The sequence below is a fragment of the Pseudomonas sp. MF6776 genome (assembly GCF_016613125.1).
Classification (GTDB): domain Bacteria; phylum Pseudomonadota; class Gammaproteobacteria; order Pseudomonadales; family Pseudomonadaceae; genus Aquipseudomonas; species Aquipseudomonas iridis.
This window is the reverse complement of sequence record NZ_JAENSQ010000004.1, coordinates 158,667-177,486: the sequence shown is the minus strand read 5'-3', so window position 1 is coordinate 177,486 and position 18,820 is coordinate 158,667. Positions and strand designations below refer to the sequence as shown.

Sequence of the window (18,820 nt, the reverse complement as noted above, 5' to 3'; positions counted from 1 at the left end):
GATTGAAAGCTGTTCAAGATTTTTTGTTTGCCGGCCGCTGCAAGAGCAGGGCGGGCAACGTTTCAAAGAGAATTCGGAGCGAGTTATGGCGGGTCATTCCAAGTGGGCGAACATCAAGCACCGCAAAGAACGTCAGGATGCCAAGAAAGGCAAAATCTTTACCAAGTGGATTCGTGAGCTGACCGTTGCTGCCCGTCAGGGTGGCGGTGATCCGGGTTCCAACCCGCGTTTGCGCCTGGCTCTGGACAAGGCCCTTGGTGCGAACATGAGCCGCGATATCATCGATCGCGCGGTTGCTCGTGGTGCCGGTGCCGCCGACACCGACGACATGGTCGAGCTGAGTTACGAAGGTTACGGTCCGGGCGGCGTGGCGGTGATGGTCGAGTGCATGACCGACAACCGCAATCGCACCGCAGCGGCTGTGCGCCATGCGTTCAGCAAGTGCGGCGGTAACCTGGGCACCGACGGTTCGGTAGCGTACCTGTTCGAGCGCAAGGGCCAGATCTCGTTCGCCCCGGGCGTTGATGAAGACGCACTGATCGAAGCGGCGATGGAAGCCGACGCCGATGACGTGGTTACGAACGAAGATGGTTCGATTGACGTGTTCACTTCGTTCGCCGGTTTCTATTCCGTGCGTAACGCGTTGGAAGCCGCCGGTTTCAAGGGTGATGACGCGGAAATCGTCATGCTGCCGACCACCAGCGCCGAACTGGACCTGGACGGCGCGGAGAAGGTGCTCAAGCTGATCGACATGCTTGAAGACCTGGACGATGTGCAGAACGTTTATTCCAACGCGGATATTCCAGAAGACGTCGCTGCTCAGCTCGGTTAAGAGCGACTAGGCTTTCATGTGGGAGCTGGCTTGCCAGCGATGGCGTCGGCACATCAGAAAATGATGTGGTCTGACACTCCGTCATCGCTGGCAAGCCAGCTCCCACATTTGTTATTTGTTGTACCGAATTTCGTGCTTTTTCCGAACCCGCAGGCGTTATGACTTTAATTCTTGGTATCGACCCCGGTTCGCGCATCACCGGTTACGGCATTGTTCGCGATACCGGACGTGGCGGCTGCATCTACGTCGCCTCTGGCTGCATCCGCACCGGCGCTGGCGAGCTGCATGAACGACTGCAAATCGTCTATCGCGGCGTGCGTGAAATCATTCAGACCTACGGCCCGGTCACCATGGGCATCGAAAAAGTGTTCATGGCGAAAAACGCCGACTCCGCGCTCAAACTCGGGCAGGCCCGTGGCGCGGCGATTGTTGCCGGTGCCGAAGAAAGTCTGGAAATTGCCGAGTACACGGCCACCCAGGTCAAACAAGCCGTAGTCGGCACGGGCGCGGCCAATAAAGAGCAGGTGCAAATGATGGTCATGCACATGCTGAAGTTGACCAGCAAACCGCAAATCGATGCTTCGGACGCCCTGGCCATTGCCATTTGCCACGCTCACACTCGTTCCAGTCTGCTGCCGCATGGCCTGGGAGCGGCACGCAGTCGTGGCGGGCGCCTGCGTCTCTGATAGCATCAGCAATCAAATTTTCCGGAATGCGGGTTTCGCGCCTGGGTTGTCGGCCTGAAGCACGCTTTCCGTCAGTCGCCAGCCCACGGCTGGCCAACGCTCAAGGATCTGAAACGTGATTGGACGCTTGCGCGGCACCCTGGCTGAGAAACAGCCGCCGCACCTGATTCTCGATGTAAATGGCCTCGGGTATGAGCTGGAAGTGCCCATGACCACCCTCTATCGCCTGCCGCCGGTCGGTGAACCGCTGACCCTGCACACGCACTTGGTCGTACGCGAAGACGCGCAGTTACTCTATGGTTTCGCCGGCAAGCGTGAGCGAGACTTTTTTCGCGAGTTGATCCGTCTCAATGGTGTCGGGCCGAAATTGGCCCTGGCATTGATGTCGAGTCTGGAAGTCGATGAACTGGTCCGCTGTGTGCAGTCGCAGGACACGTCGGCGCTGACTAAGGTGCCGGGCGTCGGCAAGAAAACCGCCGAGCGTTTGCTCGTCGAGCTGAAGGATCGCTTCAAGGCCTGGGAAACCTCGCCGGCCATGTTCGCGTTGGTGCCAAACCAGCCGGACGGCCCGGCGCCGGTCAATACCGCCGAGAACGATGCAGTCAGCGCGTTGATTTCCCTGGGTTACAAGCCGCAGGAAGCGAGCAAGGCAATTTCGGCCATCAAGGACAAGAATTTGAGCAGTGAAGACATGATCCGCCGCGCCCTGAAGGGAATGATTTAAGTGATTGAAGCTGATCGTCTGATCGCCGCTGCGCACATTCCGCGCGAGCGCGAAGAAATCCAGGATCGCGCCATTCGTCCGGTCAGTCTGGCTGACTACATTGGCCAGCCGACCGTGCGCGAGCAGATGGAACTGTTCATCCAGGCTGCTCGTGGCCGTAGCGAATCGCTTGATCACACGTTGATCTTCGGCCCGCCGGGGCTGGGTAAAACCACGCTGGCCAACATCATCGCCCAGGAAATGGGCGTGTCGATCAAGAGCACCTCGGGGCCGGTCCTGGAGCGTCCGGGTGATCTGGCGGCATTGCTGACCAATCTTGAGCCGCATGACGTGCTGTTCATCGATGAAATCCATCGTCTGTCGCCGATCGTCGAAGAAGTCTTGTACCCGGCGATGGAAGATTTCCAGCTCGACATCATGATCGGTGAAGGGCCGGCAGCACGCTCGATCAAACTCGACCTGCCGCCGTTCACTCTGGTCGGTGCGACGACTCGTGCAGGCATGCTGACCAACCCGTTGCGTGACCGCTTCGGTATCGTCCAGCGTCTTGAGTTCTATAGCACCGCGGATCTGTCGACGATTGTCAGTCGTTCGGCGAATATTCTTGGTTTGCCCCTGGACCCGGAGGGCGCCTTCGAAATCGCTCGACGTGCCCGTGGCACACCGCGAATTGCCAATCGATTGCTGCGCCGTGTGCGCGATTTCGCTGAAGTGCGCGCCAAGGGCCACATCACCAAAGCGGTGGCGGATCTGGCGTTGAACCTGCTGGATGTCGACGAGCATGGTTTCGATCATCAGGATCGGCGCCTGCTGTTGACCATGATCGAGAAGTTCGATGGTGGGCCCGTCGGTATCGACAGCCTTGCAGCGGCCATCAGTGAAGAACGCCACACGATTGAAGACGTGCTGGAGCCGTATCTGATCCAGCAGGGTTACATCATGCGCACGCCACGGGGCAGGGTAGTGACACGGCATGCGTATCTGCATTTCGGTTTAAACATTCCGTCACGAATGGGTGAGACGCCCGTGGTAGACGAGTTTCTCGATGCCGTGGACGATTAATACACATTTGTTGTCGATTTATTCAGGGTTTGTACTGTCAGAGGACGGTACTTTTGCGATAAAGCCCTGAAACAACGAAAAACAGTTGTCTGGCCGGATTGGCAACATGAGGAGTAAGCACTAGAGTATGCGCGCGCAAAACGGGCTTGAGCCGTTCGCACATCGTTGTCGCGTTTATTACGAGGACACCGATGCGGGCGGCATCGTGTATTACGTTAATTACCTCAAGTTTATGGAACGGGCTCGAACCGAGCGGCTCCGCGAACTGGGCTTTGCCCAATCGCAGCTTGCCGGGGAGGACCTGTTGTTTGTCGTGCACTCCAGCGAAGCGCGTTACCACGCGCCGGCGCGACTGGACGACGAGCTTCTGGTAAGTGCTGAAGTAATCGAATTGAACCGTGCCAGCCTGCGTTTCAAACAGCAGGTCAGGCGGGCAACGGATAATGTGCTGCTCTGTGAAGGGCAGTTTTTGGTGGCCTGTGTGCGCACTAACAGTTTGAAACCCCGGGCCCTTCCCGAAGACTTGCGGGCGGCCTTCGCCGACGCGGTCGGCCCGGGTAAACACTCAAAGCAGGAGATAAAGCGTGGAAGCTAACGTCGTCGACCATTCCTCCATGTGGAGCCTGGTCAGCAATGCCAGCATCGTGGTGCAGTTGGTAATGTTGACTCTGGTGGCCGCATCGGTGACCTCATGGATCATGATCTTTCAGCGCAGCAACCTGCTGCGTGCCGGTCGACGCGCCCTGGAGAGCTTCGAAGAGCGCTTCTGGTCGGGTATCGATTTGTCCAAACTGTACCGTCAGGCCGGCAGCAACCCTGATCCGGATTCGGGCGTCGAGCAAATCTTCCGCGCCGGTTTCAAAGAGTTCTCCCGTCTGCGCCAGCAGCCAGGTGTCGATCCTGAAGCGGTAATGGAAGGCGTGGCTCGCGCCATGCGTGTGGCCATCTCCCGCGAAGAAGAGAAACTGGAGCAAAGCTTGCCGTTCCTCGCCACTGTGGGTTCGGTCAGCCCGTACATTGGTCTGTTCGGTACCGTATGGGGCATCATGAACTCCTTCCGCGGTCTGGCCAGCGCCCAGCAAGCGACCCTGGCCACCGTGGCTCCGGGTATCGCCGAAGCACTGATCGCCACGGCGATCGGCCTGTTTGCGGCAATCCCTGCAGTAATCGCTTACAACCGTTTTGCTGCTCGCAGCGAAACCCTGCTGGGCCGTTACTACACCTTCGCCGATGAATTCCAGGCGATCCTGCACCGCAAAGTGCACACCAGCGAAGAATAAGCAGGTAATTTCCAATGGCTTTAATCGCTCGAGCTCGCAAAAAGCGCAAGCCGGTCGCCGAGATGAACGTGGTGCCTTACATCGACGTGATGCTGGTACTGCTGGTCATTTTCATGGTGACCGCGCCGATGCTCAATCAGGGCGTGAAAGTTGATCTGCCCAAGGTTTCCAGCGAAGCCTTGCCGCAGGACAACAACACCCAGGTCCTGACCATTTCGATCAAGGCTGACAAGACCTATTACTGGAACCTTGGCAGCGAAGTCGACACCGAGAAGCAACAGGACAGGGCCATGACCCTGCCGCAGATGACCGACGCGGTGACCAAGATCATTCGCGCCGGTACCGAAGGCGGCAAGCGTACCCAGGTCTTCATCCGCGGCGACAAAACCGTCGACTATGGTTCCGTCATGGGCGCCATGGGCGGATTGCAGAAAGCCGGGGTCGGTAACGTTGGTTTGATTACCGAGGCCCCCTGATGCAGCCACTGCGAGAGCCGTCTGCCTCGGAAAGCTACTTCTGGCCTAGTGTTCTGGCGATTGTCCTGCACGTGCTGGTGTTCGGCATGCTGTTCGTCAGTTTCGCCTTTACACCAGAGCTGCCGCCGGCCAAGCCGATTGTCCAGGCGACCCTGTACCAGCTGAAATCGAAAAGTCAGGCAACCACCCAGACCAATCAGAAGATTGCGGGTGAGGCGAAGAAATCCGCCGCGCGCCAGACTGAAGTCGAGCAGATGGAACAGAAAAAGGTCGAGCAGGAAGCGGTGAAAGCTGCGGAACAAAAGAAAGAAGAAGCGGCTCAAAAGGCCGAGGAAGCCAAGAAGGCCGACGAGTCGAAAAAAGCGGACGAGGCGAAAAAGGCTGATGAAGCCAAAAAAGCCGATGACGCGAAGAAGACCGCCGAAGCCAAGAAGGCAGAAGAGAAACAATTGGCTGATATAGCCAAGAAGAAATCTGAAGAAGAAGCCAAAAAGGCTGCTGAAGAAGAGGCCAAGAAAGCGGCCGCTGAAGAAGCGAAGAAAAAGATCGTCGAAGACGCGAAGAAGAAAGTCGCCGAAGACGCCAAGAAGAAGTCTGAAGCTGAAGAGGCGAAGAAGAAAATCGCCGACGAAGCGAAGAAGAAAGCTGCTGCCGATGCTGCGAAGAAGAAAGCGCAGGAAGCGGCACGTAAATCTGCCGAAGACAAAAAGGCTCAGGCCTTGGCAGATTTGCTTTCCGACACGCCGCAGCGTCAGCAGGCCTTGGCCGATGAACAGGGTGACGAAGTCGCGGGCAGTTTCGATGACCTGATTCGTGCGCGGGCAGCGGAAGGCTGGGCTCGTCCACCTTCGGCACGCAAAGGCATGACGGTCGTGTTGCAAATCGGCATGTTGCCGGACGGTACGGTGACTTCGGTCAGCGTGTCCAAATCCAGTGGCGATGGTCCGTTCGATGCTTCGGCAGTAGCGGCGGTCAAGAATATTGGACGTTTGACAGAAATGCAGGGAATGAAGCCGAGCGATTTCGCTCCGTATCGTTCATTCAAGATGACATTCACACCTGAGGATCTAGCCTTGTGAGAAACCTTCTTCGAGGAATGCTGGTCGTGATCTGCTGCATGGCAGGGATCGCGATGGCTGATGAAAAGAACATTCTGGTCACCAGCGGCAGCGATCGGGCTACTCCGATCGCCGTCGTACCGTTCGGTTTGCAGGGCGGCGCCGTCCTGCCGGACGACATGGCTGAAATCATTGGTAACGATTTGCGTAACTCGGGCTACTACTCGCCGATTCCAAAGCAAAACATGATCAGCCAGCCAAGTCAGGCGAGCGAAATCATCTTCCGTGACTGGAAGGCGGTAGGTGCTCAATACATGATGGTCGGCAGCATCGCCCCAGCGGGCGGTCGTCTGCAGGTGCAATGGGCACTGTTCAACGTAGCCACCGAGCAGAAAGTGGCTGACGGCAGTGTTTCCGGTACCACGGAGCAGTTGCGCGATATGGCGCACTACATCTCTGACCAGTCGTTCGAGAAACTCACCGGTATCCAGGGCGCGTTTTCGACCCGCCTGCTGTACGTGACGGCTGAACGCTTCTCCGAGAAAAACACCCGTTACACCTTGCAGCGTTCGGACTATGACGGTGCTCGGGCCGTGACTCTGTTGCAATCGCGCGAGCCGATCCTGTCGCCGCGTTTCGCACCGGATGGCAAGCGCATCGCTTACGTGTCGTTCGAGCAGAAGCGTCCACGTATCTTCATGCAGAACATCGACACGGGTCGTCGTGAGCAGATCACCAACTTCGAAGGCCTGAACGGCGCACCGGCCTGGTCGCCGAATGGTGATCGTCTGGCGTTCGTGTTGTCTAAAGACGGTAACCCGGATATCTACGTGATGAACCTGGCTACGCGTCAGATCAATCGTGTAACGGCGGGCCCAGGCATCAACACCGAACCGTACTGGGGCAAGGATGGTTCGACCATCTACTTCACCTCGGACCGCGGCGGCAAGCCACAAATCTACAAAACCAGCGCCAGTGGCGGTGGTGCCGAGCGTGTGACGTTCGTAGGTAACTACAACGCCAACCCGAAACTTTCGGCAGATGAAAAGACGCTGGTGATGATCCATCGCCAGGATGGTTTCACCAATTTCAAGGTGGCAGCCCAGGATTTGCAGCGAGGTAGTGTAAAGATCCTCACTGATAGCACTCTGGACGAGTCACCCACTGTTGCACCCAACGGCACCATGGTAATCTACGCCACCCGCCAGCAGGGCCGGGGAGTCTTGATGCTCGTGTCCATTAATGGACGCGTTAGGCTCCCGCTTCCTACCGCTCAAGGCGAAGTCAGAGAACCGTCCTGGTCCCCTTACCTGAAGTGAGCGGGCGCTACACGTTTTACTTAACACACTGGGGTTCATTAGGAGTTTCACGATGGAAATGCTGAAGTTTGGTAAATTTGCTGCGCTGGCTCTGGCCATGGCTGTAGCTGTAGGTTGCTCGTCCAAAGGCGGCGACAACGCCGGTGAAGGCGCTGTTGATCCAAACGCTGGTTACGGCGCAAACACTGGTGCCGTTGACGGTTCCCTGAGCGAAGAAGCTGCTCTGCGCGCAATCACCACCTTCTACTTCGAATACGACAGCTCGGACCTGAAGCCAGAAGCCATGCGCGCTCTGGACGTTCACGCCAAAGACCTGAAAGCAAACGGCGCTCGCGTTGTTCTGGAAGGCAACACCGACGAACGTGGTACTCGTGAGTACAACATGGCACTGGGCGAGCGTCGTGCGAAAGCCGTTCAACGCTACCTGGTACTGCAAGGTGTTTCCCCAGCTCAGCTGGAACTGGTTTCCTACGGCGAAGAGCGTCCAGTTGCTACCGGCAACGACGAGCAGTCCTGGGCTCAAAACCGTCGCGTCGAACTGCGTAAGTAATTCGATATGCGAACGTGCCGTCGTGCTGTAACTGTTCTGGCTCTCAGTCTCGCACCGCTTGCGGTGTGGGCTGCGGTTCCTGTGGTCGATGACAACTCCGGTTATAACAATAGCGGGAGCAGTTATCCGCCTGCGGGTTACGGTACGAACGGCGCCTATGCCGGGGGAGCGGCTTCGGCCCCTGCCTCGGCACAAGGCATGCTGTTTAACCAACTGCAACAGATGCAGGATCAGATATCCCGCCAGCAAGGTGTGATTGAAGAACTGCAGAACCAGGTTGCGCGTATGAAGCAAGAATCCCTGGAGCGATACCAAGATCTTGATCGACGCATAGGATCCGGTGTTGCACCTGCCGCGACTCCTGAGAATTCTTCTGCCGGTGGCGATGCAAGTGCTGCCGCTGGCGCCGGGGCTGCTGCCGCCCAGGCACCTGCTGCGGGTAGCGAACCGGCTGATCCGGCCAAGGAAAAGCTGTATTACGATGCCGCTTTCGACCTGATCAAAGCCAAGGATTTCGACAAGGCCAGCCAGGCTTTCTCGGCATTCCTGCGCAAATACCCGAACAGCCAGTACGCGGGCAACGCCCAGTACTGGTTGGGCGAAGTGAACCTGGCCAAGGGTGATCTGCAAGGTGCAGGTCAGGCTTTCGCCAAGGTTTCGCAGCTGTATCCCAAGCACAACAAGGTGCCGGATTCGCTGTACAAGCTGGCTGATGTAGAGCGCCGCCTCGGTCACACCGACAAGGTGAAAGGCATTCTGCAACAGGTGGTGGCCCAATATCCGGGTACATCCGCCGCTCAGTTGGCGCAACGCGATTTGCAGCGCATGTAAGCCTGAGCTTTTCAGGTGCTGCACCCGTTTAGAAGAAACCCGCGCCTGTCGCGGGTTTTTTCGTTAGAATTCACGCCCTTTTTCTGAAACACGCTTCTTGTGGTCCGCGCGTTGGCGCGATTGCCTGAAGTGCCTGACGGAGGCGGACAGCCTGTTTAGCTGTTACGCCCGTGGCGACTATGCAAGACACATTGAGAATTACCGAAGTTTTCTACTCTTTGCAGGGGGAAACGCGGACTGCCGGGCTGCCCACTGTTTTTGTGCGCCTGACCGGTTGCCCATTGCGTTGCCAATACTGCGACAGTGCCTACGCGTTCAGCGGCGGCACCGTCCGCACGCTCGACGATATCCTCGAGCAAGTGGCCGGATTTCGTCCGCGTTACGTCTGTGTCACCGGCGGTGAGCCGTTGGCGCAGCCGAACGCCATTCCCTTGCTCAAACAGCTGTGTGATGCCGGTTATGAGGTCTCGCTGGAAACCAGCGGTGCTCTCGATATTTCGGCGGTCGATCCGCGCGTCAGTCGCGTGGTTGACCTGAAGACACCGGGTTCGAAAGAAGCCCATCGCAACCTTTACGAAAATATCGAAATGCTGACGCCCAACGATCAGGTGAAGTTTGTCATCTGCTCGCGGGAAGACTACGACTGGGCGGTGTCCAAACTGATCCAGTACGGGCTCGACCGGCGTGCCGGCGAAGTTCTGTTTTCTCCAAGTCACCATGACCTCAACGCAAGGGATCTGGCGGATTGGGTGGTGGCGGACAACCTGCCAGTGCGGTTGCAACTGCAGCTGCATAAATATCTATGGAATGATGAGCCGGGGCGCTGAAATGACTGAACAACTGAACACAACCGAAAAACGTGCGGTGATCCTGCTGTCCGGTGGTCTGGACTCGGCAACGGTCGTGGCCATGGCCCGCGCTGAAGGCTACGCCTGCTACACCATGAGTTTCGATTACGGCCAGCGCTCCCATGCTGAATTGCATGCCGCTGCGCGCGTCGCTCGCGACCTGGGTGTGGTCGAGCACAAGGTGATCGGCATCAACCTGAATGGCATGGGCGGCTCGGCACTGACCGACACCAGCATTGATATCCCTGAAGAGCTGGGTGAGGGCATCCCCGTCACCTACGTGCCGGCACGCAACACGGTGTTCCTGTCTCTGGCGTTGGGTTGGGCAGAGGTGCTTGGCGCTCGCGACATCTTCATCGGTGTGAACGCGGTGGACTACTCCGGCTATCCGGATTGCCGTCCCGAGTTCATCGAGTCGTTCGAGCGCATGGCCAATCTGGCGACCAAGGCCGGCGTCGAGGGCGATGGTTTCCGCATTCAGGCGCCGCTGCAGAACCTGAGCAAGGCGCAGATCGTCCAGGCGGGCGTGAAGCTGGGCGTTGATTACGGGCTGACTGTTTCCTGCTATCAGGCCGATGATGAAGGCCGTGCCTGCGGTAAATGCGATAGCTGCCGCCTGCGCGCAGAAGGCTTCGCAGCGGCCGGCGTGAGCGATCCAACACCTTATTTTTGATTATTTTCAAAAAGGTGTTGAATAGTCCTTAAAAATCAGTATTATACGCGCCACCACACAGCGGGTCGTTAGCTCAGTTGGTAGAGCAGTTGGCTTTTAACCAATTGGTCGTAGGTTCGAATCCCACACGACCCACCATTTTTGGCGGTTTAGAAAATCCGGAAGGCCCACGTAAGTGAGGATTTCCGGGTTTTTTTTTGCCTGTGATTTGGGCGTGCGTTGTTCCAGTGCAAGTTGCGCTGACGCAGGTCAGAATCATCTTTTGTATCCCCGGGATATTCTGTAGCCTTGCGCAGCTTCAACGCTGTCCGTGCCTGATAAAACTCACTCTCCCGGCGGTACCCTCAAGCGGTCCGGAGCCGGGTGTATACTCGACTTTCGCGCGAAAGCGCCTGCAGGTCTTGCGAACATGACGCAGATTTCCGAACGCCTTCTGGTTCAAGCCCACCTCGACGCCAAACAGCCCAAACCGCTGACTGCCGAGGAAGAGGCTTATTACCGTTCTGCCATCGCCGCCGAGCTCAAGGCTCAGGACGCGGTGCTGGTTGCCCACTTCTATTGCGATCCGGTGATTCAGGCCTTGGCCGAAGAAACCGGTGGCTGTGTATCCGACTCTCTGGAAATGGCCCGCTTCGGCAATGCCCATCCGGCCAAGACCGTGGTAGTCGCCGGCGTAAAGTTCATGGGTGAGACCGCCAAAATTCTCAACCCGGAAAAACGCGTGCTGATGCCAACCCTGGAAGCGACGTGCTCGCTGGACCTGGGTTGCCCGGTTGACGAATTCTCGGCGTTCTGCGATCAGCACCCGGAGCGCACGGTGGTGGTCTACGCCAACACCTCCGCTGCCGTCAAAGCCCGGGCCGACTGGGTGGTGACGTCGAGTTGTGCACTGGAAATCGTCGAAAGCCTGATGGACAACGGCGAGACCATCATCTGGGGGCCTGACAAGCATCTGGGCACCTACATTCAGCGCAAGACCGGCGCGGATATGTTGCTGTGGGACGGAGCCTGCATCGTCCACGAGGAGTTCAAGTCCAAGCAGCTTGAAGACATGAAAGCCTTGTACCCGGACGCCGCCATTCTGGTGCACCCCGAATCGCCGACTGCCGTGATCGAACTGGCAGACGCCGTGGGCTCCACCAGTCAATTGATCGCCGCGGCGCAGTCCCTGCCGAACAAGACCCTGATCGTTGCCACCGACCGCGGCATCTTCTACAAGATGCAGCAGCTGTGCCCGGACAAGGTCTTCATCGAGGCGCCAACCGCCGGTAACGGCGCTGCGTGCCGCAGTTGCGCACATTGTCCGTGGATGGCCATGAATACCCTTGAGCGTACGCTCAAGAGCTTGAAGGAAGGGACGAACGAGATCTTTGTTGATCCGGCGTTGATTCCGCAGGCGATTCGACCTTTGAAGCGGATGCTGGATTTCACCCAGGCGGCGCGGATGAAGCTGGCCGGTAACGCCTGAGATCTATAAGCAAAACACAAAACCTGTGGGAGCGAGCCTGCTCGCGAAAGCGGTGTATCAGTCGACTTGAACATTGACTGATACACCGCCTTCGCGAGCAGGCTCGCTCCCACATTGGTTTGTGGTGTGAAGAGTTACTTGGTCTTCTTCGGAACCCGCACCACGCAGGTGTCCGAGTAGATGTCATGCCACGTGCGCTTCTGCTTGTCGTACAGCGACCAGAAGAAACCCAGCCCCACGCACAACCACGACGCAATCGACACCATAAACCGCAGCAACGCCTGCCACAGGCTGATTGCGGTGCCATTGGCGTTCTGCACGCGAATGCCCCACACCTGCATGCCCAGCGTCTGCCCACCATGGGTCCAGAACTTGGCGAAGAATCCAAACAACACCAACAGCAGCACGGTCGAGTACAACGGATCACCGTCGAGCTGTCCGGCGTCGGTCATCACCCGCAGGCGTTCTTCACCGATGATCAAACCCTGGATGAACTTGTAAACGAAGCCGGTCACGATCAGCAGGGCGGTGCACAACAGAAAGTCGTAGAACATCGCGGCCAGACGACGGCCGAGGCCAACGGCAGGAAAATCGCCCTGGGGAGTGAGCAGGTTTTTCGACATGGCAGCCTCTGGACGCTTTAAGGAATTGCCATTTTACGGATTCGCGCGCACAAAAAAGCCCCTGATATCAATATCAGGGGCTTTTTTGTTAGACAGATCAGGCTTCTGCTTGTACTTCGTCAGCCTGCATGCCTTTTTGGCCTTGCACCGCAACGAAGGTCACTTTCTGGCCTTCTTTCAGGCTCTTGAAGCCGTTGCCCTGAATGGCGCGGAAATGCACAAACAGATCCGGACCGCTTTCTGGAGTGATAAAACCAAAACCTTTCTCGTCGTTAAACCACTTGACGGTACCGCTCTGACGTGTGGACATTTCTTATTTCCTTTGACGCAATAAATTAATGACAGCCTCTTTCTCATGAAAGAGTACTGGGGCTGGTTGCAGGAGAGTAAGAAGACGTCGAACGGGATGTAGCTAACTTGTAGGCTACTGCCCAGGTCACGATTCCAAGCTGACCCATGCAAACACAGTGGGGAAACTCTACGCCAACTACCGGAGAAAAAACAAGCCCCTTGCAGGCCCGGTTTTGCTGCGCTTGATGGCACTTAGTCAATCCACTAGTGCGGGCTTAGACGATTAGCTTGTTCAAATGTTTTCGAAGGTTATAAGTAAAGTTCATATTCGAATCGGTTGTTAGGAACTGCACTGTTTTATGGCGATTGCGTTACACATTAGTGCACGCATAACGCAATCGCGTTACTTATAGAAACAGTCAATCAACCACGGTAGTAGCGTTGTGGAACAAATGGCATTTTGCTTACAAGCATTTGCACCTTTTTCCCACGAACGATTGCCCACACGGGCGTATCTAGCGAGACATAAGCACTGTCGAGGTAACCCATTGCCAATGGCCCGCCCAGCGTCGGACCGAAGCCGCCACTGCACACGCTACCGATGATGTCGCCGGCTTCGTTGACGATTTCCGCGCCTTCGCGCACTGGCGTGCGTTCCTGCGGCAGCAGGCCGACGCGTTTGCGTGCGACGCCATTTTGTTGTTGGGCGAAGATAGGTTCAGCCCCCGGGAAACCGCCGGCCCGTGCGCCATCGGCGCGGCGTGGCTTGGACATCGCCCACAGCAGGCTGGCTTCGATGGGCGTGGTTTCGGTGTTCATGTCGTGGCCGTACAGGCACAGACCGGCCTCCAGGCGCAACGAATCGCGAGCGCCGAGGCCGATGGCCGCTACTTCAGGTTCGGCGAGCAGGGCACGGGCGAGTTTTTCTGCGTCGGCGGCCGGCACCGAGATTTCGAAACCGTCTTCACCGGTGTAACCGGAACGGCTGACGAAGCAATCCACGCCGAGTAGCTGCACGCGGTTGAATTGCATGAAGGTCATCTTCGCCACTTCCGGAGCAAGACGCGCCAGTGCTGTTACCGCCGCAGGACCTTGCAGCGCGAGCAGTGCGCGCTCCTCGAACAGCGCCGTAATGGTGCACTGATCGCCAATGTGTTTCTGCAGATGTGCCAGGTCCTGATCCTTGCACGCGGCGTTAACCACCAGGAACAGTTCATCATTGCCGAGGTTGGCAACCATCAGGTCATCAAGAATGCCGCCGTGCTCGTTGGTGAACATCGCGTAACGCTGCATGCCCACCGGCAGATCGATGATGTCTACCGGCACCAGGGTTTCCAGGGCTTTGGCGGCATTCGCGCCGGTCAGGTGGATCTGGCCCATGTGCGAGACATCGAACAGCCCAGCCTGCTCGCGGGTGTGCTGGTGCTCTTTCATCACGCCGAGGGGGTATTGCACCGGCATGTCGTAGCCGGCGAACGGCACCATACGGGCGCCGAGTTCGATGTGCAGGGCGTGCAGCGGGGTTTTCGACAGTTGTTCGGTGGACATGCGTGGCTCCTTGAATAACGGGTCAGGATCAAAAGCCCCTCACCCCAGCCCTCTCCCGGAGGGAGAGGGGGCTAAGTACGATCCTCTTCCAAAGGAAGAGGACATCAAATTCACTTTCTGCTGACGGAGACGACGTCAATCAGCATTCGATAATGTTGACCGCCAGACCACCGCGGGCGGTCTCTTTGTATTTGCTTTTCATGTCAGCGCCGGTCTGGCGCATGGTGCGGATGACCTTGTCGAGAGAGACGAAGTGTTGTCCGTCACCCCGCAGTGCCATGCGCACCGCATTGATCGCTTTCACCGAGCCCATCGCGTTGCGCTCGATGCACGGCACTTGAACCAGCCCGCCAATCGGGTCACAGGTCAGGCCGAGGTTGTGTTCCATGCCGATTTCCGCCGCGTTTTCGACTTGCTGCACGCTGCCGCCGAGGACTTCACGCAACGCACCCGCCGCCATCGAACAAGCCACGCCGACCTCGCCCTGACAACCGACTTCGGCGCCGGAGATCGAGGCGTTTTCCTTGTACAGAATGCCGATTGCCGCCGCCGTGAGCAGAAAACGCACAACGCCGTCGTCATTTGCACCGGGAATAAAGCGAATGTAGTAGTGCAGCACCGCCGGAATGATTCCCGCTGCGCCGTTGGTAGGCGCGGTCACTACGCGCCCGCCATTGGCGTTTTCTTCGTTGACGGCCAGCGCGTAGAGGTTGACCCAGTCGAGTACCGACAGCGGATCACGCAGCGCGGATTCCGGGTTTTTGCACAGTTGCCGATGCAGCGCCGCCGCACGGCGTTTGACCTTCAACCCTCCCGGTAAAATGCCCTCGTTGCGGCAGCCGGCGTCCACGCAATCCTGCATTACTTGCCAGATTTTCAGCAGACCGGCGCGGGTTTCCGCCTCCGGACGCCAGGCGCTTTCGTTGGTCAGCATCACCTGGCTGATCGACAGGCCATACGTGCTGCAATGAGTGAGCAAGTCCTTGGCGCTTTTGAAGGGGAACGTCAGTGGGGTGACATCTTCGACAATGCGGTCAGCGCCGGCCGCGTCCTCGTCGACAACAAAACCTCCGCCGACCGAGTAGTACTCGCGGCTGCGGATCTGAATCCCCGCCGCGTCGAACGCACGGAAGATCATGCCGTTGGGGTGATAGGCCAGCGGCTTGCGGATCATCGCCAGCTGTTCTTTCTCGTTGAACGCAATGCTGTGTTCGCCGAGCAGATTCAGGCGTGCGTTGCTGCGAATTTCCTGTAAACGCGCGGCGACGGTTTCGGTATCAACGGTGTCGGGGTGTTCACCTTCGAGGCCTAGCAGCACGGCTTTGTCGCTGCCGTGACCTTTGCCGGTGGCGCCGAGAGAACCGTACAACTCGACGCGAACGCTGGCGGTAGCAGTCAGCAGGTTTTCACGACGCAAACCCTCCGCGAAGCGCGCAGCTGCGCGCATCGGGCCGACGGTGTGGGAGCTGGAGGGGCCGATGCCAATCTTGAACAGGTCGAACACGCTTAACGACATAGGGGCTCCTGCGGAGCAGTTGCTAGCTGCGAGCTGCAAGCTGCAAGTAAAAGCGGATCGGATTTTCCTTGCAGCTCATGTTCAAGGCGCGGTGCAAGCAACTAGACACAAGCCGCAAGTAAAAAGCAGATCAGCCCTTACTTGCAGCTTGTAGCTCAAAGCTCGCAGCTGCTTTCCTTAAGCGTAGCTTTCGATCGACGGGCAGGCGCAGACCAGGTTGCGGTCGCCGAACACGTTGTCGACGCGACCGACCGGTGGCCAGTATTTGCCTTCGATCAACGAGGCAACCGGGTAAACGGCTTGCTCGCGGCTGTACGGGTGAGTCCACTCGCCGACCAGTTCCGCTGCGGTGTGCGGAGCGTTTTTCAGCGGGTTGTCTTCCTTGTCCAGTGTGCCGTTTTCCACAGCGCGGATTTCTTCGCGGATGCGGATCATGGCGTCGCAGAAGCGGTCGAGTTCTTCCCTGGATTCGCTTTCGGTCGGTTCGATCATCAGCGTGCCGGCCACCGGGAACGACATGGTCGGGGCGTGGAAGCCGAAGTCGATCAGACGCTTGGCGACGTCATCAACGCTGATGCCGCTGCTGTCTTTCAGCGGACGCAGGTCGAGGATGCATTCGTGCGCCACCAGACCGTTGCTGCCGGTGTACAGCACTGGGTAGTGCTCTTCGAGGCGACGGGAAATGTAGTTGGCATTGAGGATCGCCAGTTGCGAAGCGCGCTTCAGACCGGCGCCGCCCATCATGCGGATGTACATCCAGGTGATCGGCAAAATGCTTGCGCTACCGAACGGTGCCGCGCAGACCGCGCCTTCCTTGCGTTCCATCTGGCCGTGGCCTGGCAGGAATGGCGTCAGGTGCGATTTGACGCCGATCGGGCCGACGCCCGGGCCGCCACCGCCGTGGGGAATGCAGAAGGTTTTGTGCAGGTTCAGGTGCGACACGTCGCCGCCGAACTTGCCTGGCGCGCAGAGGCCGACCATCGCGTTCATGTTGGCGCCGTCGATGTACACCTGGCCGCCGTTGTCATGAATGATCCCGCAGATTTCGCGGATGCCTTCTTCGAACACGCCGTGGGTCGACGGGTAAGTGATCATCAGCGCGGCGAGATGATCGCGGTGCTCGATGGCTTTGGCGCGCAGGTCTTCGATGTCGACGTTGCCACGAGCATCGCACGCGGTCACGACCACGCGCATGCCGGCCATGTTGGCAGTAGCCGGGTTGGTGCCGTGGGCGGATGACGGGATCAGGCAGATGTCGCGACGGTCATCGCCACGGCTCTGGTGATAGGCGCGGATCGCCAGCAGACCTGCGTATTCACCTTGCGAACCGGCGTTCGGTTGCAGCGAGATCGAGTCATAACCGGTGGCGGCGCAGAGCATCGCTTCCAGTTCATCGGTCAGTTGCTGATAACCGGCACTTTGTGCGGCTGGTGCGAACGGGTGCAGGGCGCCGAACTCGGCCCAGGTCACCGGGATCATTTCGCTGGCGGCGTTGAGTTTCATGGTGCACGAGCCCAGCGGGATCATGGTGCGATCCAGTGCCAGGTCCTTGTCCGCCAGTTTGCGCAGGTAGCGCATCAGCTCGGTTTCGGAGTGATAACGGTTGAACACCGGGTGGCTGAGGATCGGCGACTGGCGTACCAGCGCAGCAGGAATGGTGCTCTGCACGGTGGCGGCGAGGGCGGCGAAGTCCGGCAGGGTTTTGCCGTCGGCGAAGACGCTCCACAGGGTTTCGATATCAGCCTGAGCGGTGGTTTCGTCAACCGACAGACCCAGACGCTGGGCGTCAATGACGCGCAGGTTGATCTGCTGGGCGTGAGCCTTGTCGTGCAGCGCAGCGGTTTGCGCGCCGGTAGCCACTGTCAGGGTGTCGAAAAAGCTTTCCTGCTCGACATTCAGACCCAGCGCAGTCAGGCCCTTGGCCAGAATCGCGGTCAGGTGATGGATGCGGTTGGCGATCTGCGTCAGGCCTTTCGGGCCGTGATACACGGCGTACATGCTGGCGATGTTGGCCAGCAGCACTTGCGCGGTGCAGATGTTCGACGTGGCTTTCTCGCGGCGGATGTGTTGCTCGCGGGTCTGCATCGCCAGGCGCAGGGCAGGCTTGCCGAAACGGTCAACCGAAACGCCGACCAGACGGCCCGGCATGTCGCGCTTGAACGCATCTTTGGTGGAGAAGTAAGCCGCGTGCGGGCCACCAAAGCCCAGCGGCACGCCGAAGCGTTGTGCGGAACCGATGGCAACGTCAGCGCCGAACTCGCCCGGGGCGGTCAGCAGGGTCAGGGCGAGCAGGTCGGCGGCTACGGCAACCAAGGCGTTGGCGGCGTGGAAGCGCTCGGTCAGTTCGCGGTAGTCGAACACATCACCGTTGCTGGCCGGGTATTGCAGCAATGCGCCGAAGAATGGCGTTACATCGGTCAATGCGTGCTCATCGCCCACGACCACTTCAATGCCCAGCGGCTCTGCACGGGTGCGCAGCACGTCGAGGGTTTGCGGGTGGCTATGGATCGAGGCGAAGAATTGGTGGCTGCCCTTGTTCTTGCTCAGGCGTTTGCAGAAGGTCATCGCTTCGGCAGCGGCAGTCGCTTCGTCGAGCAGGGAGGCGTTGGCGATCGGCAGGCCGGTGAGGTCGCTGATCAGGGTCTGGAAGTTCAGCAGCGCTTCGAGACGGCCCTGGGAAATTTCTGGCTGGTACGGGGTGTAAGCGGTGTACCAGGCCGGGTTTTCCAAAAGGTTACGCAGAATCGGCGACGGCGTGTGGCAGTTGTAATAGCCCTGGCCGATGTAGGTCTTGAACAGCTGGTTCTTGCCGGCGATGCCCTTGATCATGGCCAGTGCATCGGCCTCGCTCAGGCCATCGTCCATGCCGAGCACGCTGGTGCCCTTGATGCTTTCCGGGATGACGCTGGCGCTCAGGGCTTCGAGCGAGTCGAAGCCGAGGCTGTTGAGCATGGCTTGCTCGTCACCGGCGCGCGGGCCGATGTGACGGGCGATGAATTCGTTGGCGGTGCCCAGGTTTACTTGTGTCATGTCGG

General features: G+C 58.5%; 19 protein-coding genes and 1 tRNA gene. 15 read left to right on the top strand and 5 right to left on the bottom strand.

All coding sequences use genetic code 11. From position 1 onward, the window contains the following. Window positions 1-85: 85 nt before the first annotated feature. From JJD74_RS06265 to nadA, 15 genes are all read left to right on the top strand, one after another. Window positions 86-832: a YebC/PmpR family DNA-binding transcriptional regulator gene (locus JJD74_RS06265; RefSeq protein WP_042560640.1), complete on the top strand. Its 747-nt coding sequence runs from the start codon at window positions 86-88 to the stop codon at window positions 830-832. Between the two features lie 158 nt (window positions 833-990). Further along, window positions 991-1,518: a crossover junction endodeoxyribonuclease RuvC gene (gene ruvC, locus JJD74_RS06260; RefSeq protein WP_007912737.1), complete on the top strand. Its 528-nt coding sequence runs from the start codon at window positions 991-993 to the stop codon at window positions 1,516-1,518. A 115-nt stretch (window positions 1,519-1,633) separates the two neighbouring features. Continuing rightward, entirely contained in the window at window positions 1,634-2,242 is a 609-nt protein-coding gene (ruvA, locus tag JJD74_RS06255; protein WP_042560639.1) for a Holliday junction branch migration protein RuvA, read from the top strand. Next, on the top strand, window positions 2,243-3,304 hold the full coding sequence (gene ruvB, locus JJD74_RS06250) for a Holliday junction branch migration DNA helicase RuvB (RefSeq protein ID WP_200612307.1): 1,062 nt from the start codon (window positions 2,243-2,245) through the stop codon (window positions 3,302-3,304). It abuts the gene before it with no gap. Window positions 3,305-3,431: 127 nt separating this feature from the next. After that, window positions 3,432-3,899 (top strand): tol-pal system-associated acyl-CoA thioesterase, encoded by a 468-nt coding sequence (ybgC, locus tag JJD74_RS06245; protein WP_042560637.1) that lies wholly within the window; start codon window positions 3,432-3,434, stop codon window positions 3,897-3,899. Next, a complete protein-coding gene (tolQ, locus tag JJD74_RS06240) occupies window positions 3,889-4,584 on the top strand; it encodes a protein TolQ (protein WP_008080223.1) in 696 nt (231 codons plus the stop codon). The genes ybgC and tolQ overlap by 11 nt, the downstream gene beginning before the upstream one ends. A 23-nt stretch (window positions 4,585-4,607) precedes the next feature. Next, a complete protein-coding gene (gene tolR, locus JJD74_RS06235) occupies window positions 4,608-5,060 on the top strand; it encodes a protein TolR (protein ID WP_161806672.1) in 453 nt (150 codons plus the stop codon). Further along, the gene (tolA, locus tag JJD74_RS06230; protein ID WP_200612304.1) at window positions 5,060-6,139 is read left to right on the top strand and encodes a cell envelope integrity protein TolA; all 1,080 of its coding nucleotides are present in this window, start codon (window positions 5,060-5,062) and stop codon (window positions 6,137-6,139) included. The genes tolR and tolA overlap by 1 nt, the downstream gene beginning before the upstream one ends. Before the next feature lie 17 nt (window positions 6,140-6,156). Beyond that, entirely contained in the window at window positions 6,157-7,437 is a 1,281-nt protein-coding gene (gene tolB, locus JJD74_RS06225; RefSeq protein ID WP_080896057.1) for a Tol-Pal system beta propeller repeat protein TolB, read from the top strand. Between the two features lie 52 nt (window positions 7,438-7,489). Continuing rightward, a complete protein-coding gene (gene pal / locus JJD74_RS06220) occupies window positions 7,490-7,987 on the top strand; it encodes a peptidoglycan-associated lipoprotein Pal (protein ID WP_003178634.1) in 498 nt (165 codons plus the stop codon). 6 nt (window positions 7,988-7,993) lie between these two features. Next, window positions 7,994-8,818, top strand: a complete 825-nt coding sequence (ybgF, locus tag JJD74_RS06215; protein WP_042560635.1) for a tol-pal system protein YbgF — start codon at window positions 7,994-7,996, stop codon at window positions 8,816-8,818. A gap of 179 nt (window positions 8,819-8,997) precedes the next feature. Beyond that, entirely contained in the window at window positions 8,998-9,645 is a 648-nt protein-coding gene (gene queE, locus JJD74_RS06210) for a 7-carboxy-7-deazaguanine synthase QueE (protein ID WP_200612301.1), read from the top strand. A 1-nt stretch (window position 9,646) separates the two neighbouring features. Then, window positions 9,647-10,339 (top strand): 7-cyano-7-deazaguanine synthase QueC, encoded by a 693-nt coding sequence (gene queC, locus JJD74_RS06205; protein ID WP_042560633.1) that lies wholly within the window; start codon window positions 9,647-9,649, stop codon window positions 10,337-10,339. Between the two features lie 62 nt (window positions 10,340-10,401). Beyond that, window positions 10,402-10,477 (top strand) — tRNA-Lys (locus JJD74_RS06200). 271 nt (window positions 10,478-10,748) lie between these two features. Next, the gene (gene nadA, locus JJD74_RS06195; protein ID WP_042560632.1) at window positions 10,749-11,807 is read left to right on the top strand and encodes a quinolinate synthase NadA; all 1,059 of its coding nucleotides are present in this window, start codon (window positions 10,749-10,751) and stop codon (window positions 11,805-11,807) included. A 134-nt stretch (window positions 11,808-11,941) separates the two neighbouring features. Here the strand turns inward: nadA and JJD74_RS06190 are convergent, their stop codons facing one another. The 5 genes from JJD74_RS06190 to gcvP all read right to left on the bottom strand — a co-directional run bounded on the left by JJD74_RS06190 (window position 11,942) and on the right by gcvP (window position 18,815). Continuing rightward, a complete protein-coding gene (locus JJD74_RS06190) occupies window positions 11,942-12,430 on the bottom strand; it encodes an RDD family protein (protein ID WP_200612298.1) in 489 nt (162 codons plus the stop codon). A 97-nt stretch (window positions 12,431-12,527) separates the two neighbouring features. After that, window positions 12,528-12,740, bottom strand: coding sequence for a cold-shock protein (locus JJD74_RS06185; protein ID WP_003227496.1), 213 nt, complete (start codon window positions 12,738-12,740; stop codon window positions 12,528-12,530). 404 nt (window positions 12,741-13,144) lie between these two features. Continuing rightward, window positions 13,145-14,269, bottom strand: a complete 1,125-nt coding sequence (gene gcvT, locus JJD74_RS06180) for a glycine cleavage system aminomethyltransferase GcvT (RefSeq protein ID WP_042560630.1) — start codon at window positions 14,267-14,269, stop codon at window positions 13,145-13,147. Between the two features lie 139 nt (window positions 14,270-14,408). Next, the gene (locus tag JJD74_RS06175; protein WP_200612295.1) at window positions 14,409-15,785 is read right to left on the bottom strand and encodes an L-serine ammonia-lyase; all 1,377 of its coding nucleotides are present in this window, start codon (window positions 15,783-15,785) and stop codon (window positions 14,409-14,411) included. Window positions 15,786-15,962: 177 nt separating this feature from the next. After that, window positions 15,963-18,815: an aminomethyl-transferring glycine dehydrogenase gene (gene gcvP, locus JJD74_RS06170; protein ID WP_047302749.1), complete on the bottom strand. Its 2,853-nt coding sequence runs from the start codon at window positions 18,813-18,815 to the stop codon at window positions 15,963-15,965. Window positions 18,816-18,820: the final 5 nt, after the last annotated feature.